Genomic DNA, 813 nt, shown 5'->3' on the forward strand with positions numbered 1-813 from the left:
GATTTCAAGTGGCGCCATTTCCAGGGTGATGTGATCCTGTGGGCGGTGCGCTGGTATTGTCGCTATCCGATCAGCTATCGCGACCTTGAGGAAATGCTGGCGGAACGCGGCATTTCGGTCGACCATACGACGATCTATCGCTGGGTCCAGTGCTACGCCCCGGAGATGGAGAAGCGGCTGCGCTGGTTCTGGCGGCGTGGCTTTGATCCGAGCTGGCGCCTGGATGAAACCTACGTCAAGGTGCGGGGCAAGTGGACCTACCTGTACCGGGCAGTCGACAAGCGGGGCGACACGATCGATTTCTACCTGTCGCCGACCCGCAGCGCCAAGGCAGCGAAGCGGTTCCTGGGCAAGGCCCTGCGAGGCCTGAAGCACTGGGAAAAGCCTGCCACGCTCAATACCGACAAAGCGCCGAGCTATGGTGCAGCGATCACCGAATTGAAGCGCGAAGGAAAGCTGGACCGGGAGACGGCCCACCGGCAGGTGAAGTATCTCAATAACGTGATCGAGGCCGATCACGGAAAGCTCAAGATACTGATCAAGCCGGTGCGCGGTTTCAAATCGATCCCCACGGCCTATGCCACGATCAAGGGATTCGAAGTCATGCGAGCCCTGCGCAAAGGACAGGCTCGCCCCTGGTGCCTGCAGCCCGGCATCAGGGGCGAGGTGCGCCTTGTGGAGAGAGCTTTTGGCATTGGGCCCTCGGCGCTGACGGAGGCCATGGGCATGCTCAACCACCATTTCGCAGCAGCCGCCTGATCGGCGCAGAGCGACAGCCTACCTCTGACTGCCGCCAATCTTTGCAACAGAGCC

1 protein-coding gene is annotated in these 813 nt (G+C 61.1%); it reads left to right on the forward strand.

Annotated elements, in window-relative coordinates:
• On the forward strand, positions 1-759 hold a 759-nt coding region (locus HMPREF3092_RS02795), incomplete at its 5' end, for an IS6-like element IS6100 family transposase (RefSeq protein ID WP_042962186.1).
• Positions 760-813 lie beyond the last annotated feature (54 nt).

The organism is Brevibacterium sp. HMSC24B04 (genome assembly GCF_001806835.1).
Classification (GTDB): Bacteria; Actinomycetota; Actinomycetes; order Actinomycetales; family Brevibacteriaceae; genus Brevibacterium; species Brevibacterium ravenspurgense.